The organism is Aeromonas sp. FDAARGOS 1410 (genome assembly GCF_019048745.1).
Lineage (GTDB): Bacteria > Pseudomonadota > Gammaproteobacteria > Enterobacterales > Aeromonadaceae > Aeromonas > Aeromonas jandaei.
The window spans coordinates 1423346-1440968 of the sequence record NZ_CP077401.1; the positions used below are offsets into that span (position 1 = coordinate 1423346).

The 17623-nt window shown below is 60.6% G+C and carries 15 protein-coding genes; 4 read left to right on the top strand and 11 right to left on the bottom strand.

The features are described from left to right. Positions 1-10: 10 nt before the first annotated feature. The gene (gene sppA, locus I6L40_RS06890) at positions 11-1855 is read right to left on the bottom strand and encodes a signal peptide peptidase SppA (RefSeq protein WP_216995181.1); all 1845 of its coding nucleotides are present in this window, start codon (positions 1853-1855) and stop codon (positions 11-13) included. Between the two features lie 209 nt (positions 1856-2064). Here sppA and I6L40_RS06895 point away from each other — a divergent pair, with 209 nt between their 5' ends. Together I6L40_RS06895 and I6L40_RS06900 are read left to right on the top strand one after the other, a co-directional pair. After that, positions 2065-4092, top strand: coding sequence for an FAD-dependent oxidoreductase (locus I6L40_RS06895; protein ID WP_216995182.1), 2028 nt, complete (start codon positions 2065-2067; stop codon positions 4090-4092). A 105-nt stretch (positions 4093-4197) separates the two neighbouring features. Continuing rightward, positions 4198-4746: an NAD(P)H nitroreductase gene (locus I6L40_RS06900; protein WP_033114114.1), complete on the top strand. Its 549-nt coding sequence runs from the start codon at positions 4198-4200 to the stop codon at positions 4744-4746. Between the two features lie 368 nt (positions 4747-5114). Here I6L40_RS06900 and I6L40_RS06905 read toward each other — a convergent pair whose 3' ends face one another. The 3 genes from I6L40_RS06905 to I6L40_RS06915 all read right to left on the bottom strand — a co-directional run bounded on the left by I6L40_RS06905 (position 5115) and on the right by I6L40_RS06915 (position 8223). After that, entirely contained in the window at positions 5115-5678 is a 564-nt protein-coding gene (locus I6L40_RS06905; RefSeq protein ID WP_201966972.1) for a sugar O-acetyltransferase, read from the bottom strand. Positions 5679-5839: 161 nt separating this feature from the next. Further along, on the bottom strand, positions 5840-6718 hold the full coding sequence (gene prmA, locus I6L40_RS06910) for a 50S ribosomal protein L11 methyltransferase (RefSeq protein ID WP_216995183.1): 879 nt from the start codon (positions 6716-6718) through the stop codon (positions 5840-5842). A gap of 488 nt (positions 6719-7206) precedes the next feature. Beyond that, complete coding sequence (locus tag I6L40_RS06915) at positions 7207-8223, bottom strand: zinc-binding alcohol dehydrogenase family protein (RefSeq protein ID WP_216995184.1); 1017 nt, start codon at positions 8221-8223, stop codon at positions 7207-7209. A gap of 100 nt (positions 8224-8323) precedes the next feature. Here I6L40_RS06915 and I6L40_RS06920 point away from each other — a divergent pair, with 100 nt between their 5' ends. Next, positions 8324-9196: a LysR family transcriptional regulator gene (locus tag I6L40_RS06920; RefSeq protein ID WP_033114119.1), complete on the top strand. Its 873-nt coding sequence runs from the start codon at positions 8324-8326 to the stop codon at positions 9194-9196. A 4-nt stretch (positions 9197-9200) separates the two neighbouring features. Here I6L40_RS06920 and I6L40_RS06925 read toward each other — a convergent pair whose 3' ends face one another. The 7 genes from I6L40_RS06925 to acs form a co-directional block, all read right to left on the bottom strand. Next, positions 9201-10628 carry a PTS transporter subunit EIIC gene (locus I6L40_RS06925; protein ID WP_216995185.1) on the bottom strand — a complete coding sequence of 476 codons (1428 nt, stop codon included), beginning with the start codon at positions 10626-10628 and terminating at the stop codon, positions 9201-9203. A 95-nt stretch (positions 10629-10723) separates the two neighbouring features. Beyond that, entirely contained in the window at positions 10724-12175 is a 1452-nt protein-coding gene (gene panF / locus I6L40_RS06930) for a sodium/pantothenate symporter (protein ID WP_216995186.1), read from the bottom strand. Then, positions 12165-12428 carry a YhdT family protein gene (locus tag I6L40_RS06935; protein WP_043850098.1) on the bottom strand — a complete coding sequence of 88 codons (264 nt, stop codon included), beginning with the start codon at positions 12426-12428 and terminating at the stop codon, positions 12165-12167. Before I6L40_RS06935 ends, panF begins: the two co-directional genes overlap by 11 nt. Before the next feature lie 163 nt (positions 12429-12591). Next, on the bottom strand, positions 12592-13932 hold the full coding sequence (accC, locus tag I6L40_RS06940) for an acetyl-CoA carboxylase biotin carboxylase subunit (protein WP_033114123.1): 1341 nt from the start codon (positions 13930-13932) through the stop codon (positions 12592-12594). A gap of 15 nt (positions 13933-13947) precedes the next feature. Further along, positions 13948-14406: an acetyl-CoA carboxylase biotin carboxyl carrier protein gene (accB, locus tag I6L40_RS06945; RefSeq protein ID WP_033114124.1), complete on the bottom strand. Its 459-nt coding sequence runs from the start codon at positions 14404-14406 to the stop codon at positions 13948-13950. Positions 14407-14442: 36 nt separating this feature from the next. Continuing rightward, positions 14443-14892, bottom strand: a complete 450-nt coding sequence (gene aroQ / locus I6L40_RS06950; protein ID WP_041207949.1) for a type II 3-dehydroquinate dehydratase — start codon at positions 14890-14892, stop codon at positions 14443-14445. Positions 14893-15178: 286 nt separating this feature from the next. Then, positions 15179-17125 carry an acetate--CoA ligase gene (gene acs / locus I6L40_RS06955; protein WP_216995187.1) on the bottom strand — a complete coding sequence of 649 codons (1947 nt, stop codon included), beginning with the start codon at positions 17123-17125 and terminating at the stop codon, positions 15179-15181. Between the two features lie 170 nt (positions 17126-17295). Here acs and I6L40_RS06960 point away from each other — a divergent pair, with 170 nt between their 5' ends. Beyond that, positions 17296-17574 carry a hypothetical protein gene (locus tag I6L40_RS06960; RefSeq protein ID WP_043850100.1) on the top strand — a complete coding sequence of 93 codons (279 nt, stop codon included), beginning with the start codon at positions 17296-17298 and terminating at the stop codon, positions 17572-17574. Positions 17575-17623: the final 49 nt, after the last annotated feature.

Here is a 17623-nt window from a genome sequence, read left to right on the forward strand (position 1 = left end):
TTGCTGCATCTTATGGCATGCAGACCGGGCAGAAGGCGTAAGTGCCTTGCGGGTCGTTGAAGCGGGTGAGCGGGTCGAGAGAGCGGTTCACCTCGCTCAGCGCCTTGCCAAAGCCGGCCGGCAGCCAGCTCTGCAGCTGCGGGGCGAGCACGCGGTCGCTGCTGTCAAACAGCTGGCGCAGGAATTTGTCCTTGGTGGACTCCTCCTGCTCGATGGGGGTGACCTGCCACTCCTTGAGGTTGGCCAGCTCGGCCGCCGCCTTGATGGCGTCATTGAGGTTGCCGAACTCATCCACCAGACCGAGCTCCTTGGCATCCTCGCCAGTCCAGACCCGACCTTCAGCCGCTTTCTCCGCCTCTTCCGGGCTCAGGCCGCGGCCCTTGCTCACCAGAGCGACGAAGCGCTGGTAGGTATCCTCGACGTTCAGCTGGATCGCCTGACCGACGTGTTCCGGCAAGGCGCGGGTCAGGCCGACGCCGACATAATCGGTGGTGCCGACGCCGTCAGTGTGCACGCCGTACTGGGAGAGCGCCTTGTCGATGGTGGCGAACATGCCGAACACCCCGATGGAGCCGGTGAGGGTGGTCGGGGAGGCGAAGATCTTGTCCGCATCGGCAGAGATCCAGTAGCCACCGGAGGCGGCGTAGCTGCCCATGGAGACCACCACCGGCTTGCCAGCCTGTTTCAGGGCCAGCAGCTCGGCGCGGATCTGCTCGGCGGCGAAGGCGCTGCCGCCCGGGCTGTCGACCCGCAGTACCACGGCTTTCACCTTGTCATCGCGGCGAGCATCGGCCAGCAGGTCGGAGAGGGTATCGCCGCCGATGGTGCCGGCAGGCTGGACGCCATCCATGATGGCGCCGCTGGCGACCACCAGACCCACTTCATCCTTGCCGCTCTGGGGATACTGATCCGGGATGGCGGCCAGATACTCTTTCAGGCCAACCCCTTTCCAGCCATGGTCGTCGCTCTCGCCCACTTCCTTGATGACCGCCTGGGTCATCTCGTCGCGGGTCGCCAGCTGATCCACCAGCCCGTTGTCGAGGGCGTAGTTGGCGGCGTTACCACCGGCCTTGCGCAGCAGCTCGAGGAAGCGATCCTTGCCCGGTGCCACGGCATCCGGTTCGATCTCCCGCTGTTCGGCTACATCGGCCACATAGGATTGCCACAGCTGATCCAGCCAGCGCTGGTTCGCCTCCTTGCTCTCGGGGGACATCTCGTCGCGGGTATAGGGCTCGACGAAGGATTTGTAGGTGCCGACCTTGAACACATGCGGGGTGATGTTGAGCTTCTCCAGCGCCGACTTGAAGTAGGTCTGGTAGACGCCGAGCCCCTCGATCACCACGGCGCCGCTCTGGTTGAGCAGCACGTGATCGGCATGAGCGGCCAGCAGGTATTGGCCCTGGCTGTAGAAGTCGGCCATGGCGATAACCGGTTTGCCGCTCTCCTTGAACTCGTCGATGGCGGCAGTCACCTCCTGCAGCTTGGAGAAGCTGGTGCCCTGCAACCCTTGCGGCTTGATCACCAGCGCCTTGATACGATCGTCATCCTTGGCGCTGCGAATGGCCCACAGCAGGTCGGAGAGGAGGATCTCGCTCGGCTGCTCGTCGCTGTTGTCCATCTGGCGCAGCAGTTGCGAGGTGGGATCGGTCGTGCTGCGCTGTTCCACCAGCACACCGTTGAGGTTGAGGGTCAGAGCGCCTTCGATGGGCGTCTCCGGTGCCTCTTTCCGGCCAACGCTGTAGACGATGACCAGCACCAGTGCGAGAAACAGCAGATTGACCAGCATCAGCCGGGTGAAATTGAGCAGGCGCCACAGCGTGCGGAACAGCCAACCCAGACCTTTGAAGATAGACATAGTCGAGTTATCGCCCTGTTAATGGGTTAAAGAGGGCTCATTATTAACCAGTTGGCCCCCCAATTGCCATTTCCTGCAAAGAGTTACCGCTTAACTTCGTTCAGGGCACGGCTGTTCGCTGAAAAATCATCCAAACAATTGTTTGAAAAAGCATTTTCGATTCTTTACTCTAGTTGCAGTTTGATAACAAAAAATTAACTGGAGGCGTCGTGAGTCGTTACCCAACCCTGCTGACCCCGCTCGATCTCGGCTTCACCCAGCTGCGCAACCGCGTCTTGATGGGCTCCATGCACACTGGCCTAGAAGAGGAGAAAGGCGGTTTTGACAAGCTGGCCGCCTTCTATGCCGAGCGCGCCCGCGGTGGCGTCGGTCTTATCGTCACCGGCGGCATTGCCCCCAACCTGCGTGGACGGCTGGTGCCTCACGGCTCCCAGCTGAGCTTTCCCTGGCAGGTAAGCAAGCACAAGAAGGTGACCAGTGCCGTGCATCGGGAGGGGGGCAAGATAGCGCTGCAGATCCTCCATGCCGGTCGTTACGCCTACCATCCGTTCAGTCTGGCGCCAAGCTCCCTCAAGGCGCCCATCTCCCCCTTCAAGCCGCGCGCCATGAGCGAGCGGCAGATCCGCGGCACCATCCGCGACTTCGCTGCCACCGCAGCGCTGGCCAAGGCGGCCGGTTATGACGGGGTCGAGGTGATGGGTTCGGAAGGCTATCTCATCAACCAGTTCATCTGCGAGCGCACCAACCAGCGCAGCGATGGCTGGGGTGGCAGCTTCGAGAAGCGGATGCGCTTCCCGGTGGAAATTGTCCGCGCTATCCGCGAGCGGGTCGGCACTGACTTCATCATTATCTTCCGCCTCTCCATGCTGGATCTGGTGGAGCAGGGGTCGACTCTGGAAGAGGTGATTGCCCTTGGCAAAGCGCTGGAAGCGGTGGGGGTGACCCTCATCAACACCGGTATCGGCTGGCACGAGGCGCGTATTCCCACCATCGCCACCAGCGTGCCGCGTGGCGCCTTCAGCTGGGTGACCGCCGAGCTGAAAAAGCATCTCAAGGTGCCGCTTATCACTACCAACCGGATTAACACCCCGGAGGTGGCAGAGCGGATTCTGGCTGGCGGCGAGGCGGACATGGTCTCCATGGCGCGCCCCTTCCTGGCTGATCCTGAATTTGTCATCAAGGCCGCCGAGGACCGGGCGGACGAGATCAACACCTGCATCGCCTGCAATCAGGCCTGCCTCGACCACGTCTTCAAGCAGAAGCGCGCCTCCTGTCTGGTCAATCCTCGTGCCTGTTTCGAGACCGAATTGACGTTTGGCCGCGTGCCACAGCCCAAGAAGCTGGCGGTGGTGGGGGCTGGCCCCGCCGGGCTGGCCTTTGCCTGCTACGCTGCCGAGCGAGGTCATCAGGTGAGCCTGTTCGATCAGGCGAGCGAGATTGGCGGCCAGTTCAACTTCGCCAAGCAGATCCCGGGCAAGGAGGAGTTTCACGAAACCCTGCGCTATTTCGCCAAGCGGCTGGAGAAGTGCGGCGTCGAGCTATATCTGGGCCAGCGCCAGAGTGCCGAGAGCCTGCTCGGCGGCGGTTTTGACGAGGTAATCCTCGCTACCGGTATTCGTCCGCGCACCCCCAATATTCCGGGGATCGAGCATCCCAAGGTATTGAACTACCTCGATGTATTGCGGGATCACAAACCGGTCGGCCAGAAGGTGGCGGTGATCGGCGCTGGCGGCATCGGTTTCGATGTAGCTGAGTATCTGGTCGAGAAGAAGGTGGAGATGGATGCCGAGGGGCACCGTGATCACTGGCTCAAGGAGTGGGGCATCGACAAGCATCTCGGCGAGCGCGGTGGCCTCACCACCCCTGAAATCGATGCGCCAGAGCGCCAGATCTGGCTGCTCCAGCGCAAGGAGAGCAAGGTCGGCGACGGCCTTGGCAAGACCACCGGCTGGATCCACCGTACCGTGCTCAAGAACCGCAAGGTGCAGATGCTCTCCGGCGTGCAGTACCTGCGCATCGATGACGACGGGCTTCATATCCAGGTGGGTGACAAGCAGCAGTGTCTGCCGGTGGATCAGGTGATCATCTGCGCCGGACAAGAGCCCCTCAAGGAGCTGCAGGCCGGTCTGCAGGCCGCTGGCAAGCCAGTGCATATCATCGGCGGTGCCGACGTGGCTGCCGAGCTGGATGCCAAGCGGGCGATCCGACAGGGCGCCGAACTGGCGGCGGTCATCTAATCTCTCCCCGCCATCATGAATGAGATAAACCCCTGAGCCTCAGGGGTTTTCTTCATTCGGCGCTGTGCTAAGGTAGCGCCATCATTGCCCAAGAAGGAATTGCCCATGGATGCCCTCACCCTGCTGCTCAACCGCCACTCCTGTGGCCGTCTCGCCGATCCCGCTCCTGCTGGCGAGGTACTCGACAATATTTTGAAGGCGGGGCTGCGCGCGCCGGATCACGGCACCCTGACTCCCTGGCAGTTCATTCTGTTTGAAGGGGAAGGCCGCGAGCGGCTGGGCAAGCTGCTGGCCGAGGCGGCCCGTGCCCGTGGCGAGGATGAAGAGAGCATCAAGAAGTGCAGCGAGGCGCCGCTGCGGGCACCGCTGGTCATCGCGGTGGCAACCCGTTATCAGGAGCACCCCAAAGTGCCGAAGCTGGAGCAGGAGCTTTCTGCCGGTTGCGCCGTGATGGCGATGCAGATGGCGGCACAGGCGCAGGGTTTCAACGGCATCTGGCGCTCCGGCTGGTTCATCTTCGACGAGCAGATCAACAAGGGGCTGGGACTGGCGGCGGAAGATCAGCTGGTGGGCTTCCTCTACCTCGGCACCCCCATGCTGGAAGCGCGCAAGCTGCGTGAACTGCCTATCGAGCAGTTTGTCCGCCACTTCTAGGTTGCTCGGTAAATAGTCAAAAAGAGAAAGCCCCTCAGTGTAGGGGCTTTTTGTTTAACCGTGAATAGTAACCAGAGTGGTGGGAGAAAATAAACGGCTCCAAGGGGGTCGGCGAAGCGTAGCAGGTAATTATTTAAATAGTGAGATACACCTCTCAATCCTGGTGTATTTCGCTATGTAAAACGTTTTCGCGTCTATTAATATCCCTCTTGCCAGTTTAGAAGGGCACTCCTTCTAATTTTTCTGCGATGAGAGTCGCAATTCCGTAGCACCTTTTTAAACAGCCCAACGTCTTCGTGACATTGGGCTTTATTTTTTATGGGGTTATGAGCCCGCTGACACGGGCAGAGCATGGTTGCAGTGATGCATCAACTGGCTCGTTCCACTCTCTTGGCTGGCAGGATCCTGGCTGGATTGCCCGCCACTCTGGCGCCTGCCGGCACATCTTTGGTGACCACGGCTCCTGCACCGACAATTGCCTCCCGTCCTATGGTGACCCCGGGTAGCAGGATGGCCCCACCACCGATCCAGACCCGGTCTTCTATGGTGATGGGCAGCGCCGTCTCGACCCCTTGTACCCGTTCATCGGCCTCCAGTGAGTGGGCCGCGGTATAGATCTGCACGTTTGGCCCGATCATCACGTCGGCCCCGATACGGATGGGGGCGTTGTCCAGCAGGGTGGCGCCCATGTTGATGTAGCTGTTTTTGCCAAGGTGGATGTGGCGGCCATAGGTGCAGTAGAGGGGCGGACAGATAAAGGCTCCCTCTGCCAGCTCGCCGACCAGCTCCTGCAACAGTGCCCGCTGTGCATCCTCTTCCTCTGCCCGATTGAAACGGCGGTAGCGTGCCGCCGCCTCGCGCCGTATCGCTATCAATTCTGGGTCGATGCAGTTATAGGGCTGGCTGCTGATCATCTTCTGATATTCGTTCATGGAGCCTCCTTACGGTTGGATAGGAGATGGTAAAGCGTTGTGGAGCAATGAAGCGTGAAGAGCTTCCCAGAGTGGGGACCTGGTGAGAATGGTTTGCCGGAAAGAATCAGGGCCCCCGAACGGGAGCCCTGATGGTATGAGGTTGTCGCCAAAGCTGACGCTTAGCCGTGCTTGCGGCCGGAGAGGCGGCACCACTCCTCCTTGACGGCGGTCGGGTCCATCTCGAACCACTGGCCGTAGATGGTTTCCAGCTCTGGAGCCTGGCTTTCCAGCACGCCGGAGAGGGCCATCAGGCTGCCCGCTTTGCCGTGGCCGGCGATCAGCGGCGCCAGTTCGCGCAGCGGGCCGGCCAGAATGTTGGCGACTACCACGTCCGCTTCGACATCTTGCGGCTGGTCGGCCGGGAGATAGAGTTCGATCTGGTCGGCAACGCCGTTGCGCGCGGCGTTGTCGCGGCTGGCCTGAATCGCCTGCGGGTCGATATCGATACCGATAACGCGGGCAGCACCCAGTTTCAGGGCGGCGATGCCGAGGATGCCGGAGCCGCAGCCAAAGTCGACCACGGTTTTACCGGCCAGATCCAGCCCGTCCAGCCACTGCAGGCAGAGCGCTGTGGTGGGGTGGGTACCGGTACCGAAGGCCAGACCCGGATCCAGCATCACGTTGACCGCATCGGGGTTCGGTACATCGCGCCAGCTCGGGCAGATCCAGAGGCGCTCGCCAAACTGCATGGGGTGGAAGTGATCCATCCACTCGCGCACCCAATCCTTGTCTTCCAGCTGCTCGACCTTGTAGCCGACGTTTTCGCCGAAGATCTGCTGGAAGAAGGCGATGGTGGGGGCCGGATCGGTTTCGGCATCGAACAGACCCATTACTTCGGTCTCGCCCCAGAGCGGGGTTTCACCGGGCATGGGTTCATAGACGGGCACATCCTTGGCATCCATAAAGGTCACCGCCTGGGCACCACGCCCCAGCAGCATGTTGCTCATCTTGTCTGCGGTCTTGGCAGTGGCGTTGATTCGAATTTGTATCCAGGGCATGGCGTCGACTCTTCATAAATGTGAAACCGCGCGATTCTATCATCATGGGCGTGTGCTGTCGTGGTTTGCCCGTACGGAGCGGGCGATGGCGGTGTCATGAGGAGACTTTGCCGAATTGGCACGGTTTCTGTATTGCTCTGTAGCGGCGAAGATGACCGGTTTTCGCCGAACGCTTTGCTCAAGTTCCGTCATTTTTCACTGCCACCGTCAGGTGGCATTTTTTTGGCTCAAAGATGGGAAGTTGCAAGGCAACCGGCATAGTTGGCACGTCAGCTGCAAAAGTCTGATGTCCTGCTGAAGGATATGTGTGTGATTGTTACCCCAATGTTCAGGTATTTAGGGCCATCCCGGTGGGATGGCCCTCTTTTATGGGGCTTTTATGGAGGTTCTGCGTGGTGATTGTCTGGCTCTCTGGTTGCTGCGTCCCCTGTTGGGGCGTGGCACTGGTGAGTTCACACCACTATGGTGCAGCAATTACCCACAAGGGATTAGCGGGAGAAGCCGCTCATGTCGATCACCAGCTTGCCCACCATGCGGCCTGCCTCTACCTCGGCATGGGCCTGTGCCAGTGAGGTCGGGGTCAGGGCTGGCAGGGTTTTGGTCAGGGTGCTCTGCAGTACGCCCTGATCAACCAGAGTGGCAACCTGTGTCAGCAGCTTGTGCTGTTCGATCATGTCCGAGGTCTGGAACAGGGATCGGGTGAACATGAACTCCTGGCTGAAGGTCACGCTCTTGCTCTTGAGCAGGGAGAGATCCCAGGGCTCTTTGGACTCGGCGATGGTGCAGATATGGCCAAACGGGCGGATCAACCCCGCCATGGTTGCCCAGTGCTCGGCGGTGGCATTGGTGCAGAAGATGGCATCGACCTGAGTAATGCCAAGGGCGGTCAACTCCTCCTGCAGCTTGTGATGGTTCACTACCTGATGGGCGCCCATCTCGAGGCACCACTCACGGGTTTCGGGGCGGGAAGCGGTAGCTATCACCTCCATACCGGTGAGCTGGCGAGCCAGCTGGATGGCGATGGAACCCACGCCACCGGCGCCGCCAATGATCAGCAGCTTGCCACGGCTCTCGCGGGTGAGGCCAAAGCGGTCGAACAGGGTCTCCCAGGCGGTGATGGCGGTCAGCGGCAGAGCGGCTGCCTCCACGTCGCTCAGACTGGCAGGGGCGAGGGCGGCGATGCGCTCATCCACCAGTTGCAGGGCGCTGTTGCTGCCGGGGCGGCTGATGTCGCCGGCATACCAGACCCGGTCGCCCGTTTTGAACAGGGTGACTTCGCTGCCGGTGGCGATCACTTCACCGACCGCATCCCAACCCAGCACGCGCGGACTGTTTTCGACCTTGGCTTTGGGGGCGCGCACCTTGGTGTCGACCGGATTGATAGAGGTGGCGTTGACCCGCACCAGCAGATCCCGCGGGCCCGGCGTGGGGTCGGGCAGCTCGGCGGCGATAAAGCAGTCGGGATGGTCGCTCGGCAGATAGTGAGTCAGGGCAATGGCTTTCATGGTTGTTCCTTTCAAATCGGTGTGTTCGGGATTGCCACTCACTCTAGTCTGGTTAATTATCCTGATTAAGATGGGTAATTGGTAAAGACTGTTTGAATATATGAACAATGTCGATCTGGAGTTGATGGGACTGTTTGCCACCGTGGTGGAGCAGGGGAGCTTTACCCGGGCGGCCGAGCTGATGGGGATGCCGAAATCGTCGGTAAGCCAGAAGATCTCGCGACTCGAAGCTCAGCTCGGCGTGCGGTTGCTGCAGCGCACCACCCGCAGGTTGAGCCTGACCCCGCAGGGGGAGGTCTATGTGGAGCATTGTCAGGGGCTGCTGACGCTGGCTCGCAGCGCCAATCTGGCGATGGCAAGGTTGCGCTCGGCCCCGGCAGGTCGGGTGCGGATCACCGCCCCCGAGGCGACCGGTACCCTGCTGCTTGGCCGGATCCTGGCCGAGTTTCGTGCGCTTTACCCCGAGGTGGTACTGGAGCTGACCCTGAGCGATGAACAGCTTGATCTGGTGGGCGAGGGTTACGATCTGGCGCTGAGGGCAGCGCCGCTGAAAGACTCCAGCCTGATCTGCCGGCGTATCGGTCAGGTGCCGCGCCATCTGGTGGCGGCACCCGCCTATCTGGCGGCCCACGGCATGCCGCAGCAATTGAGCGATCTGGGACGATACGCCTGTCTGGTGCATTCGGCGCTGCCGCTCTGGCCGCTGCAGGAGGGAGGCTGGCGGCCGCAGGGAGCCTGCATCAGCAACAGCCTGCTGGCGCTGCGGGAGTTGGCGATCAACGAAGGGGGGATTGCCTTGCTGCCCCATCATGTCTGCGAGGGGGATCTGGCGAGTGGCCGTTTGCAGAAGGTGCTGCCGGAGCTCGCCGTGCCGCCCAACCCCTTCTATCTCATCTATCCGAGCCGGGAGCATCTTGCTCCCGCCTTGCGAACCCTGATGGACTTTGTGGCCGAACGGCTGCCGTTTGCCTGAGTTGTTACCAGCTGCTCTGGCTGGCCGACTCCTGATTGGGCTTGAGACCAAGCGGCACTGACTGGCGCTCTGCCAGCATGCGGATCTGCCCCTCGATAAGCCCTGCGCTGGGACCCAGCACCAGTACCAGCTGGTGGTCGTTGAGCACGATCCAGGAGAGGCAGCCCAGCTCCAGCAAGCGGGATTGATCGACCCGGCTGATGTCGCGCACTCGCAGGCTTAGACGGGTCAGACAGACGCTCATCGCCTGCAGGTTGTCCATGCCGCCCAATACCTTGAGGTACTGGATCGCCAGCATCTGCGGGTCGGTGGGTACCACGCTCGCAAGGCGCGGGTGCTCCTTGGCGATGGGCTTGCTCGGCATGCTGAGGGGGGCGCGCTCCAGCAGCTGATAAAAGAGCAGGGTGTAGGCGACGAAGAACAGGATACCGACCGGAATGATCCAGAAACTGTGCTCCCCCGCCTGATAGCTCAATACCAGATCCAGCAGGCCGGCGGAGAAGTAGCTGCCCACCTTGATGCCGAGCGCGCTGCAAACGGCGAGCGAGAGCCCCGTCATCAGGGCGTGAGCCAGAAACAGCCAGGGGGCGGTGAAGGCGAACAGAAACTCGATGGGCTCGGTGATCCCCACCAGTGCCGAGGTGAGCGCCAGAGTAAGCAGCAAGCCCCCCTGCGGCAGCCGTTGCATCCGCTGGCGGTGCAGCCAGATGGCGAAGCAGGCGCCCGGCAGGCCGAACATGATGATGGGGTAGAGGCCGGCCATATACCCCTCGTGCAGCGGCTGGGCGGCAGCCAGTGCCTGCAGGTTGCTCTCGCCAAGGCCTACCACGCTGCCCAGCACCTGATGCAGGCCGAGCGGAATGAGCAGACGGTTGAGGGTGCCAAAACAGAAGGCGCCGAAGGGGGTGGTGAGCAGATCCGAGGTGAGTAGGGTCAAGCCGCGCTCCAGCGGTGGCCAGAGTAGCGAGAGGGGAATCGCGAGCAGCAGGCAGACCAGCGCCGAAGCCAGCACGCTGGGAAACTCCCCTCTGGCCATCTGCAGCCAGCCGGGCAGCTTTTGCTGATGCACCCAGGGGTAGACAATCGCGGTGGTAAGCCCCGCCAGCAGACCGCAGATCATATCGGCGTGCAGGTTGGGCGCCAGCGTGTTGAACGCCGTGCTGAGCAGCAGAAAGTTGACCGCTCCCGCCAGCGTTTGTCCGCCCAGCTCTTGCCGGCTCAGACCAAAGGCGATGGCCACCGCATAGATAAGCGGCATCTGGCTGAAGATCGCCTGCCCGGTGAGGGAGAGTACCGCCAGATCCAGTACATCCGGCTGCCCCAGCCGATAGATGAGGGCCGCCATCGGCAGGATGGAGACCGGCAGCAGCAAGGCATAACCGAGCCGCTGCAGGGAGTGGGTAATCAGTTGTCGAGTGGCTTTAACGGGCATACTGCGGCAATCTTTTGTGACTTGGCGCACAGTTTAACCGGAAACCACCCATTTGGGGATAGTTTTGGAACCCTTTATTTATCTTTTTGTTATTGCTACTCGAAAAGGGCTCTTACTTCCCGCGTGGGGGGGGCGGTGAACAGGCTGACCACCACGAAAATCACCAGTGCCAGCGCGAGGCTCGGCACGATGGCGTGCAGGCCGGCCAGCTTGATCTCCCACTGACTCAGAACCCCATAACTGACGATGCCGCTGACCATGCTGGCCAGTGCGCCGGGGCCGTTGGCCCGCGACCAGTAGAGGCCGAGCACCAGCGGCCAGAGGAATACCGCCTGCAAGCCACCAAAGGCGAGCAGGTTGAGCCAGATGATCATCTCGGGCGGTTGCAGTGCCGCGAGCAGCACCAGGGTGCCGAGGATCAGGGTACAGAGCAGGGAGAGGCGCGGAATGCGCACCTCCAGCTTCTCCTGTTTCGGATTGAGATAGTTGAGGTAGAGATCCTTGACCAGAGTGGCAGAGGCCTGGATAAGTTGGGAGTCGATGGTGGACATGATGGCCGCCATCGGCGCCGCCAGAAAGACCCCGGCCAGCCAGGGAGGCAGCACTTCCATCATCAGGGAGGGCATGATCTTGTCCGGACTGTCCATGCCGGGCAGGATGGCGCGCCCCAGAGCGCCGGCCAGATGCATGCCGAACATCAGCAGAGCACTCACCACCGTACCGATCAGAATGCCGCGATGGAGCGCCTTGCTGTCGCGATAGCCAAAGCAGCGCAGCGCCGAGTGGGGCAGCCCTACCACTCCGACACAGACCAGGATCCAGAAACTCAGCATGAAGGGCTGGGTCAGCATGTCGCCGGCCCCCTGTGGGCTCACCAGTTTAGGATCGATCACCTTGAGCTGGTGGATAAGGTTTGGCAGACCATCACCAGCGACCAGAATCCCCGCCAGCAGCGCACCGGTGCCGATCAGCATGATGATCCCCTGCAGGGCATCGGTCATCACCACGGCGCGAAAACCGCCGATGATGGTGTAGAGCAGCACGCAGCTGGCAAACAGCATCAGCCCCTGCTGGTAGGAGAGACCGGTGGCGGTCTCCAGCAGACGGGCGCCACCGATAAACTGCACCACCATAGTGGCGATAAAGGCGAGGATGATGGTGACCGAGCCTAGCACCACCACCGCCTTGCTCTGGTAGCGGGCCCACAGCATGTCGTTGATGGTCACCGCATTGACCCGGCGGGCGATGATGGCGAACTTCTTGCCCAATACCCCCAGAGTCAGCCAGACGGTGGGCAGCTGGATCATCGCCAGCAACACCCAGCCCAGGCCAATCTTGTAGGCCGCGCCCGGCCCGCCGATGAACGAGGAAGCCGAGGTGTAGGTCGCCACCAGGGTCATCGCCAGCACCAGCCCACCCATGCTGCGGTTGCCGATGAAGTACTCCTGCACGAAGTTGCCGCCGGCGCGGTGGCGGCTGGCCCAGAAACCGACCCCCAGCACCAGCACCAGATAGATGAAGAGCGGCAGCATCAACTCAAGATTCACGGGTGGGCTCCTTCTGCGGGCTGGCGTGGGTATCGAGCGGGATATCCACGAAGAGGCGATTGACCATCAGGGCGCAGAGGATGATGAAGATGAGTGGCATCACCATGCAGCTGAGCAGGAACCAGAGCGGGATGTCCCACAGCTCCAGATGGACTGGGATGAAATAGGCGGTGCCATACCAGGCAAAGAAGTAGAGCAGGGTCAGCAGCAGACAAAAAGCGGCTTCCCGGCGGGCGAGAGCGAAACGGTTCACCTTGGCCTCCGACAAATTTGAGGGGCGCAAGGATAACAAAAAAGGGCCATGTCGCCATGGCCCTTTTTCAGCAGAGGCTTCTTGCGAAGCCGCCTCCCGGCTGGATTGCGGATAAGCAGCGGGCTGCTATCCGGCCGGAAGTGATTGTTCTGCCTGCGAGATTTTACAGACCCAGCTTCTTGTGCAGGTAGTGGATATTGGTACCACCGTGCTGGAAGTTTTCGTCTTTCATGATCTCTTTTTGCAGCGGCACGTTGGTCTTGATGCCCTCGACCACCAGTTCGTCCAGCGCATGGCGCATGCGGGCGATGGCGATGTCACGATTCTCGCCGTAGCAGATCAGCTTGCCGATCATCGAATCGTAGTGGGGCGGAACCTTGTAGCCGGCATAGATGTGGGAGTCCCAACGCACGCCCAGACCACCCGGAACGTGGAAACTCTTGATCAGGCCCGGAGAGGGCATGAAAGTAGCCGGGTCTTCGGCGTTGATCCGGCACTCGATGGCGTGGCCATGGATGCGGATATCCTGCTGGGTGATCGACAGGGGCTGGCCAGCGGCGATGCGCAGCTGCTCCTTGATCAGATCGACACCAGTGACCATCTCGGTCACCGGATGCTCCACCTGGATACGGGTGTTCATCTCGATGAAGTAGAACTCGCCGTTTTCGTAGAGGAACTCGAAGGTGCCCGCACCGCGGTAACCGATCTCGATACAGGCGCGTACGCAGCGCTCGCCGATGAACTTGCGCATCTCGGCGGTGATGCCCGGAGCCGGTGCCTCTTCCACCACTTTCTGGTGACGTCGCTGCATGGAGCAGTCGCGCTCACCCAGATAGATGGCATTGCCCTGACCGTCAGCCAGCACCTGGATCTCGATGTGGCGCGGATTCTCCAGGTACTTCTCCATGTAGACCATGTCGTTTTTGAAGAACTGGCCCGCTTCGGATTTGGTCAGCGCGATGGCGCCCGCCAGTTCCGCTTCGTTGCGTACTACGCGCATGCCGCGACCACCACCGCCACCGGCGGCCTTGATGATCACCGGATAGCCGATGCGCTTGGCAATGGCTGCATTGCGTTTGGCGTCGTTGTCGACGGGGCCGTCAGAGCCCGGTACGCAAGGTACACCAGCCTTCTTCATCGCCTCGATGGCGGAGACCTTGTCACCCATCAGGCGAATGGTCTCGGCGCGCGGGCCGATGAAGACGAAACCGGACTTCTCGACCATGTCGGCGAAGTCGGCGTTCTCGGAGAGGAAGCCGTAACCCGGGTGGATGGCAACGGCACCGGTTACCTCGGCCGCAGCGATGATCGCCGGCACGTTGAGGTAGGAGTCAGTACTGGCCGGCTTGCCGATACAGATGGATTCGTCGGCCAGCAGCACATGGATGAGCTCCCGGTCGGCGGTGGAGTGAACGGCCACTGTCTTGATCCCGAGCTCTTTACAGGCGCGCAGGATCCGCAGGGCAATTTCACCGCGGTTGGCGATGACTACTTTATCCAACATGGGTGGCGATATCCCTTATTCGATGATGAACAGCGGCTCGTCGAATTCGACGGCCTGACCATTTTCAACCAGGATCGCTTTGATCACACCGGCCTTGTCAGACTCGATTTGGTTCATCATTTTCATGGCTTCGACGATGCACAGGGTGTCGCCGACATTGACTTGCTGACCCACTTCCGCGAACGGCTTGGCATCCGGGCTGGAGGAGCGGTAGAAGGAGCCGACCATCGGGGAGCGCATCAGGTGACCGCTCGGGGTGGCATCTGCGGCCGGTGCAGCGGCAGCCGGAGCAGCAGCAACAGGGGCGGCAACCGGAGCAGCAGCCTGCGGCATGATCATCTGCGGTGCGGCAGTAACCTGACCTGCGAAGTTGCGGCTGATGCGAACGGACTCTTCACCTTCGGAGATCTCCAGTTCGGCGATGCCGGACTCTTCAACCAGTTCAATCAGCTTCTTGATTTTGCGGATATCCATTAGCATTCTCTTTCTTCTTTATCTGATCAGTGATTATCAAGCCGCGCGCAGATGGCGCACGGCCGCGGTTAAAGCGAATTGGTAGCCATCGGCCCCCAGACCACAAATGACCCCTTTGGCGACATCAGACAGATAGGAGTGATGACGGAACGGCTCCCTGGCATGGACGTTTGACAGGTGCACTTCGATAAAGGGGATGGCGACACCCAGCAGTGCATCGCGGATGGCGACGCTGGTGTGGGTGAAGGCGGCCGGATTGATGATGATAAAATCCACCTGGCCCATGGCCTGATGGATGCGGCTGATCAATTCGTGTTCGGCGTTGGATTGCAGATGTTCCAGAGTTACACCGAGTTCGCTGGCGTTGAGCGTCAGATCGGCGACGATCTCATCAAGCGTCTTGCTGCCGTAGATACCCGGTTCCCGCTTGCCCAGCAGATTCAGATTCGGTCCGTTGAGCAGGAGAATGCGGTGATTTTGCGACATATTGAGTACATCCTCGATGATAATGCTGCTATCTATCAGCTATCTTGTGGACTACCAGAAATCTAGCCATTTTCTGCGCAAATCGGTGTGCCCTGGCACACAGATTTCGCAATTATATTGATTTCGTGAAAATTAGCAGCATTTTACTGGTCTAATCTCTACATCTGCCTATTTATTGAGCTTTCTCGCGCCGGGAGCGAGGTTCCGGTGATGCAGGCTGTTTGCACAGTTCCGAAAACAACAAAGCCGGCACAAGGCCGGCTTTGCAAGTGAGTTGGCAGAGGGATCAGGCCGCTTCCGACTTCTCGCGGATCAGCTTGTCCACCACTCCCGGATCCGCCAAGGTGGAGATATCCCCCAGACTGTCGGTCTCGCCGGTGGCGATCTTGCGCAGGATTCGCCGCATGATCTTGCCGGAACGGGTTTTTGGCAGCCCCTCGGCCCAGTGGATCACGTCCGGGGTAGCGATGGCGCCGATCTCCTTGCGTACCCACTCCTTTACCTCTTTATGCAGCTCGCGGCTCGGCTCCTCGCCGGCAATCAGGGTGACATAGGCATAGATACCCTGACCCTTGATCTCGTGCGGCACCCCCACCACCGCCGCTTCGGCGATCTTGGGATGGGCAACCAGCGCCGATTCGATTTCGGCGGTACCCATGCGATGGCCGGAGACGTTCAGTACATCATCCACCCGTCCGGTGATCCAGTAGTAGCCATCGGCATCGCGACGGGCACCGTCGCCAGTGAAGTAGCGGCCGGGGAAGGTGGAGAAGTAGGTCTGCTCGAAGCGCTCGTGATCACCGAACACGGTGCGCATCTGACCCGGCCAGGAGTCGGTGATCACCAGATTGCCCTCGGTGGCTCCTTCCAGCGGCTCGCCCATATTGTCGAGCAGCGCCGGCTGTACGCCGAAGAATGGCTTGGTGGCTGAACCCGGCTTGAGGTCGGTCACACCGGGTAGCGGGGTGATCAGGATGCCGCCGGTTTCGGTCTGCCACCAGGTATCGACGATGGGGCAGCGCTCATCGCCTATGGTGCGGTAGTACCACTCCCAGGCTTCCGGGTTGATGGGCTCACCTACCGAGCCCATGATGCGCAGGCTCTGGCGCGAGGTGCCGGTCACGGCCTCGGTGCCTTTGGCCATCAGGGCGCGGATGGCGGTCGGGGCAGTATAGAGAATGGTAACCTGGTGTTTGTCCACCACCTGACTCATGCGGTTGGTCGCCGGGTAGTTGGGCACCCCTTCGAACATGATGGTGGTGGCACCGTTGGCAAGCGGCCCGTAGACCAGATAGGAGTGACCGGTGACCCAGCCCACATCGGCGGTACACCAGTAGATGTCCTCTTCGTGATAGTCGAACACATATTTGAAGGTGAGAGTGGCATAGACCAGATAACCGCCGGTGGTATGCAGCACCCCCTTGGGTTTGCCGGTTGAGCCGGAGGTATAGAGGATAAAGAGCGGATCTTCGGCGTTCATCGCCTCCGGCGGGCAGTCACTGCTGACGGCGGCGGTCGCTTCGTGCCACCACACATCGCGATGGTTGTGCCAGGCAACATTGCCACCGGTGCGCTTGAGCACGATCACCTTGCTGACCTGGGTATCCGGGTTGGTAAGCGCTTCGTCCACATTTTTTTTGAGCGGCACGGCGCGACCACCGCGCAGCCCCTCGTCAGCGGTGATGACGATGCGGGAGCCGGAGTCGATGATGCGGCCGGCCAGCGCTTCCGGCGAGAAGCCGCCAAAGACGATGCTGTGTACCGCGCCGATGCGGGTACAGGCCAGCATGGCGATGGCGGCCTCGGGCACCATGGGCATATAGAGGCAGACCACGTCACCGCGATGGACCCCTTGGGCTTTCAAGACGTTGGCAAACTTGCACACTTCGGCGTGCAGCTCGCGGTAGGTGAGTTTGCGATCTTCGGCCGGATTGTCCCCTTCCCAGATGATGGCGACCTTGTCGCCACGCTCTGCCAAGTGGCGATCGAGGCAGTTGGCGGAGACGTTGAGCTGGCCATCTTCAAACCATTTGATGGAGACATGGCCCGGATCGTAGGAGGTGTTTTTGACCCTGGTGTAGGGTTTTATCCAGTCGAGGATTTTGCCCTGTTCACCCCAGAAGGTATCGGGATCCTCGACGGAGGCCTGATACATGGCGTCGTAGTCGCCCTTGTCGAGCAGGGCACTGTTGCTGATATGGGGTTTGACCGGGTAGACCTTGCTCTCGCTCATCACTCACTCCTTTGAATACATTCTTTTAATGATTAAGTAACAACTTATACCTTTGGCGGGTGGGGGCAATTAGACTTTTGGATAGACGGCAATATTTGGTTACAGGGAAGTCGATGACAATTAATCGACGCGTCGGTAAAAAGGGGCTGGTTGATTAATTGGAGGTCGTCATGTTTTCCCTGTTGCTCTGTGCATCCCTCTGGCAGTTTGATGCGCCAGTTCCTGCTGGCGAACCACTGAAAGAGTTCGAGATCACCCATCAGGAGGCTTCACCTGCGCTGCGGGATCGGGTGGCCGATCAGCTTGGTCATGCATGGCAGGCCAAAGATCCCGGCACCAGACTCACCTTCAGTGAACCTGCCCCCCGTTATGCTGGCGAATCACCGCTGACACGCATGCTCAATGACCGTGATGATGGTTGGGAGTCCCGCTTGCAGATTGAGTGGTAATCCGGTTGGCAGCCAGGAGGCGGATGCCTCCCGGTTGGTGATAATGACT